The sequence below is a fragment of the Verrucomicrobiota bacterium genome (genome assembly GCA_037139415.1).
In the GTDB taxonomy this organism is placed as follows: domain Bacteria; phylum Verrucomicrobiota; class Verrucomicrobiia; order Limisphaerales; family Fontisphaeraceae; genus JBAXGN01.
On the sequence record JBAXGN010000289.1, the window covers coordinates 1 to 6687 of the forward strand.

Consider the following 6687-nt stretch of genomic DNA (forward strand, 5'->3'; position numbering starts at 1 on the left):
CAAGGTATTGCTGACCGTCACACTCGACGGAAGCAGGTTCGTGGTGAGATTGACCGTACAGTTAGGGCCAGCGAAATCGCCAAAGAGTACGGGATCCAACAAACGGAAGACATCAGCCACGCCTTGCACCGTATTTGACCAATTGACGGTCGTGACTGAGTCCCAATGCCGGACGGCAACATTGGTGCCCAGCCATACCGGGGTTCCGACAACAATGCCATTGGTCATATAGACATTGTATGGCGCGGTATTGTTGGTGCCAAAGGTGATCCAGGGTGTGATCGCGAGCAGCGTCGGGGAGGCAACAAAATTAAATGATCCAGCGATGGAAGCGGCATTACTGATCAAGGTATAAACCCCATTCGTGAGGTAGGCCCCCAGCAGGTTGGCGTCCACCGTAACCGTGCCATTCAAGGTGAGCGCACTGCCGGCCACATTAATCAGGTCGTTCACCCCGCCGCCGGCAGTATTGATGTTGGCAAAATCAAACAGGAGTTTTGCACCGCTATTCAAAGTCAAATTACTGACCGTCAACGTGGCTGCCTGCCCGACCCCGTTACTGCCCGGGGACAGTGTCCCAGCCACCGTGGTAAGGATTCCTTTTACCGCACCCATGCCACCCAAAGTCCCGCCAGCGTCCACCGTCACTGCACCGGTGCCGGTTTGCAGGTTCACCATCAGCGCCCCATTGGTCACCGCCGTCGGCCCGGTATAGGTATTTGTCCCGGTTAGCAGGAGTGTCCCCCCTCCAACCGTCAGCCCCAATTTGCGAGTGCCACTACCCACAATGTCCTTGATGGTTCCGGAGAATAGGTTGGTATCCGTGCCAACATAGGCCAGGATTGAATCGCTGCTCGTACTGCTATTGCCGATAACCTGCGTGGAAGTGGGCGCTCCGGCGGCAACGGTAAGTCCACTCACCTGCTGATTGAATCCCGCCAGGTCAAAGGTGGTGCCATTACCCGCTTGCCCCAGAGAAAGCGGGGCGGTGACACAGAGGGCATTGTTGTTGCCGATCCGGAGCGTACCATAGGCATGCACACAACTCCCCCAAGTGTTGCCACTGGTATTAATGACCCAGAGACCCGGATCAGTTTTGAACAACTGATTAGTACTGATATTCACTGTTCCATTAATCGTTCCATTACCGCTTCCACGAATGTGCAATCGACCATTGGAACTGGTGAATGCACTGGTCACATTCCCTTGGATAATCAGGCCGCTATTGGTGTTTACGGCATAAAACTGGCAAGCATTATCACCAGTCAACGTTATGGGACCATTCCATGTATTGGTACCCGTCACACTATACACGCAAGATCTGGTATTAAAATTTGACAAGGAATTCAACGTGAGCGGTTCGCCGGTGATCGTGACATCGCCCGACAACTGCAATTGAGTGCCCGTACCCGCGTTCGTAGCTGAAATATCCACAAAGGTGCCCCCAACCGTACTGCCCAGACCAAAGGAGTTCGTGATCAATAAAACGGATGGTAAAGTGGTTGGCGTTCCGGTACCAAGCACGGTTACTCCATCATACGTGTTGGCGCCTCCCAGAGTCACCGCAGCGCTGCCGAGATTGGTAAGGGCACCGCTGCCGCTAATCACTCCCGTCATCGCCACGGTAGCGGGTGAGTTTATGACCAGCGCACCGCTGTTGGTAATACTGCCCATGGAACTGGCGGTCGGAACACTCAGTTGCATGATCCCCGCATGGATCACAGTGGCTCCGGTATAATCAACGGCATTAGAGAGGGTCAACTTGCCCGGGCCGGATTTCGTCAGACCGGTACCCCCCGTGATTTTGCCACTGCCGATCAGGGTGTAGTTATTGGTGGCGTTAAACACCAGCGACAAGGGAGCCAAACCGCCGGACACATTGACGGTAAAGTTGGTTGAACTGTCGTCGAACAGAACATTGTCGCCATTGAAGAACGCGGTCCAACCACTGAGGTTGGTCCATTGATTGGTGATCAGCGTCAGCCCCCACAGATTGGTCACGCCATCCCCCTGCCAGACGATGTTATTATCGGTGGCGGCGGTGAAAGACACCGTAATCACACCGGAATTATCACTGAAGACGGTTCCATAGCGCGATGCATTTGCAAACGCAACGGTGGGATCACCAACCAGCAATCCATTGTAGCGGATGAGGTTATAAGGTGTGTTCAAGGCCGGTTGTCCGCTGATAAAATTAAAGTTGATGGTAATTGTCCCGCCCAAGGTCAAACCACCGTTCACCACAATTAAATCGTTGGTTCCAGAGCCTTCGGTGGCCACATTCGCCAAATCCAGCTTAAGGCTGCTCCCGTCCGCCAACGTCAGATCGTTGCTGAAGACCAGACTGCCGGTCCCCCCATTGGTCCCTGGCATCAATGCGGAGCCAGCGGGCACCAGGACATTCCCTTCCACCACACCGCTGCTACCGAGCATCTGACCTTGCGGCGTCAAGGCTCCGTTAAGCGTGAATAATCCCGAATCCACCTGGGAAACATTGAGCGTCGTGTTCGTAGCCAGCGAGATAACCGGGCTGTTGGAAATAGACGCGGAGGCACCCAAAGTGAGTCCACCTGCGTTCAGCAGGGTATTGCTCGCATACGTACACACACCGTTCAAGGTGAGTATGTTTGTGCCAACCTTAACCAAACTGCCCGGTCCACTCAACACTCCGTCATACGTTGTATCCGGCGTCCGTACACCCACGCTTAGGGTAACCGGGCTGCCCAAATCATTGGTCAAACCAATTTCTCCAATGCCCGCTAGTGATCCCAAGGTGAAGGCAGTTCCATTGCTGAACTGCACCCCGCCATTGATGGCATTGTTCACGATCACATATTGTCCCGAGGTAGCAGTGGCTAAAACCAAACGCCCGCCATTGATCGTAGTGGTATTCGTCACCAGCGTATTACTGGCCAAGACCACTTGCCCGGCATCAATGGTGACCGTATTGGTGATTTTGGTGACATTGGTCAATATCAGGGAACCGTTTTTCACCCAGGTCGGTCCAGTGTAAACGATGTTGGCGCCAGCCAGGGTCAGCGCCCCAGTTCCTTCTTTCGTCAGTCCCAACGCGCCGCCACCGATGCTGCGCATGAACTGATCCCATACGTTATCCAGCAGGTTACTGAGTACAAACGTGCCATTGCCAGTGCTATTATTCTCGATGATCGAAAACGTGCCGGCAGCATTGGTGATATTGCCCACAACCTGTGAGTTGGAAAGCACCTGGAACTTTGCACTGGTGCCGCTGATCGTACCGGATTTGAAAACCACCTGAATGTCCGGCGGTATCTGCTGATATGGCGCACCGATCTGAACCACCGCCTGAGTGCGACCTTCACCGAGATACAAAGTAGTATTGGTCAGCACATATCCATTCACCCCGGCCAGAACCAGCGTGCTATTATTGGAGACCAGCGTGGGACCCGCAAAGGTGTTGGCATTCGTCAAGGTGACCGCCCCAGCATTCCCCGCCACAACCAGCGTACCACTGCCACTGATGGTTCCAGGCAAGGTTCCAACAAAACTTTGATTTACCAACAGCGTACCATCGTTGTTAATGACACTTCCAGACAAGCTGGCCGAACTACCCTGCAACAGACTCCCGGCCTCGTTGGTGATGAAACCTGTGAAGGTGTTCGTGGCCCCCAGAATCACAAGGCCACTGCCCCGCTTGACCAACCGGCCGGCATTGCCCGTAATGACTTGTGTAACGGTGTTGGTGTCGGTGCGGTTGATGACCAGTGTTCCACCATCCAGGCTAATGGCTCCAGTGAAATCGTTCGTTCCCGTCGTCGCCAGCGTGAGTGTGCCAAGTCCAGTTTTGGACAGCCCAGTGGCGCCACTGATTTTGCCCGGCCCCACCAAGGTATAATTATTCACCGCATGACTGAACGTCATGCCGGCAGGAATCACGGTATTCGTGAGGCTTACCACCGAATTGGCACTGGAGTCATCGAACGTGACATAATCCGCACTGTAAAAGACACTGGCTGCACCGTTGCTATTGGTCCAGCCAGATACACCCGATGCCCAATTGGTACCAACCGCAGTATCCCCCTGCCAAACGAGCTGGTTTACTCCTGGAGAAGTGAGATTAAAGGTCACCGTAATGGCATTCCCCGCATTCGCAATCGTAGCCGTCAGATGCGGAAAACTGGGGGTGGACACCGAAAGCATGGCAACAGGATCTCCAGAAATAGTGCCATAAGTGACCAGCGTATAAGGCGATCCCACTACCGGCACAAGGCCGGGAAAGTTAAGCTTCAGAGCGACAGAATTGTTCAGGGTCAAGGCGCCGCCCACCACCAGCAGGTCGTTGGCAGAGCCGCCAATCGCAGTGCTGGCACTGGATAAATCCAGGCTGAGAATGCCACTGGAAGAAAAGGTCAGACCATTGGTAAAATTAAGCGTTCCAAAGGTGTTCGTGCCACCCGGCTGGATGTACGAATTGGCTGCCACAGTCACACTCCCGGTCACCGATCCGCTGCCAAGCAGCGTCTGCGCCTTGGATGGACCCAGCACGAAACCACCGCTGACCTGTGACACGTCAAAGGTGGCGACACTGCTCACTGAGATACTCGGGCTGTTGGTGATTTTGGCATTCGCACCCAACGCTAATCGACCACCATTCACGTTGATGACGCCAGTGGTGAGATTCGTGCCAGCCAAGGTCCAGATACCGGCATCCTGTTTCTTGATACTCAGAAGAAGATTGGCCCCAGAACCGTCGTTGATTGCTCCCTTGGTGGTTCCGGTTGCCGCACCACCGAGCAGCAAACTACGCCCAGTTGTATTCGGTGCAAACACCCCCCCCATCGTGAGGCTGCCACCATCCACGGAGATCCCAGTATCCCCACCGCCGGTAGTCAAAGTAACATTGCCGTTGATGCTATTGTCCCCGGCATCGTTATAGATGGTGTACGGAACGCGGCTGCAGTTATAAGAAATGGTTGAGGCCAGCGTGAGATTACCACTGCTACCATCCAAATGCAGATTACACTGGCCGGCACTGCCGTTGTTGATAGTTACCGACTTTGTGCCTGTCCCAAGTGCCGTGCTGGTTTTGATTTTCACCGTCCCAGCGGAAATATTGACCGTATTGGTGAAATTATTATTTCCTGTCAGAGTTAAAACCCCGGTTCCGCTCTTGGTCAGAGAATTGGTGGTGGTCCCACTCGCACTGCCAATATTGCCGGTAATCATCACATCACCCAGAGTGCCAACGGTGAGATTGGCTGAACCACCATTTGTGATATTTCCCGCCAGCACCAAGGTGGTACCGGAGGCTGCATTGGTAATCCACTGTGCCGCACCCAACATGATATGAATATTATTGGTATTGTTACCCGCCAGATTCGTGATGCCACCATTCCCATTCGTAAAGGAGTTGCCCCAGAGGGAAAAATTCCCAGCTCCAAAGCTCAAGCTATAGTTACTTCGCGGCGCAAGGTTATTGGTGTTATAAAGCTGCGTTGATCCACTGAAGATAAGGCTATCGCCGACCGAAGGCGCATTTCCACCATTCCAGTTTGGTCCGGTGTTCCAATTCCCATCGCTGCCACTACCATTCCAAGTCACGTTCGCTGCCATGGCCAAAAATGAGGTCAGTAATAAGACAGCAGGCCACAGTATGAGCCGGTATGGCATGGTTCGACTCCAACTCAGATAAGTCTTCATGAGGTTGTGATGGATAGTATTGGTGGTGGTTTTCATAGGTCAATCGCATTGTGAATGCGTATACCAAACAGCCTGGCCGAATGCCACACCAAGAAATGATGTGACTACCTGCGAATTGTTAAAATTCGGCAGTTGAGCAGCCACGCTATTGCTATGGTAACGCATGATTGATATGCAAATTTAATTCGTCTTCCGCTTTTGTCCAGCACTAATCATTGGCAAAAATCAGTGTTAAACAATGCCTGGTCTCCTCAAAGGCAAGATCGGCTCAAAAGGGCAGGGCTGTCTCAAGTTCGGTTTGGTTCAAGCTGGAAGCGGCGGTTCGGATGTTCCCATGGCAGCCCAATCGCAAACGTAGGTGATGAGTAACGAGTCTCAAACGTGACGGCTCGGGAAATTTTGGAGTGCGGTGGCAACCGCCGGGGGGAAAGGGGTGGATAGCGACACCGCTTTGGATTTCAACGCCATTCCGCATTCCGCAATCCGAATTCGAGGGTTCCGCATGGGGCTGGTTTTCATCCGTGCCATCCGAGTTATCCGTGGTAAAAAAACGGAGAATGAACCACCGATAAACACCGATGGACACAGAGAAGACCATACACCGGCCCGTTATTCCGCAATCCGCATTCCGAATTCCGAATTCGAGGGTTCCGCCTTGCCGCCGCACCAAAAAATGCGGCTCCCGCGATTCCTTGGGGCAAGCGCCAAAATGAGACACTCCCGAAACAAAAGAATTTTGAATTTTAGAGTTAATCCACAAAAAAAAGCCGGGCGGTTAAGCCCGGCTTTTTGTTGGTGTGCATTCCGCGTCACTGGACGCGCAAATCTGTCCTTATGGCGCAGGCGCGCTGCCGATCCGGTAGAACTTGAAGCCACCAGTCGCCGCCGCGTCTTCCAACGTCTGCGGCCCGGTCACGTTCGTCACCCCGATGATGAACTGCCACGTCCCTTCCGTCAGGCTGTTCCGCGCTTCCAACCAGTACGCCCGGTTCGGCTCCGCCACCACCG

Annotated in this window: 1 protein-coding gene; it reads right to left on the reverse strand. The window is 53.6% G+C overall.

Annotation, left to right across the window (positions count from 1 at the left end; all coding sequences use genetic code 11):
• The coding region (locus tag WCO56_28330; GenBank protein MEI7733511.1) for an autotransporter-associated beta strand repeat-containing protein at positions 1-5715 on the reverse strand (5715 nt) is incomplete at its 3' end.
• Positions 5716-6687: the final 972 nt, after the last annotated feature.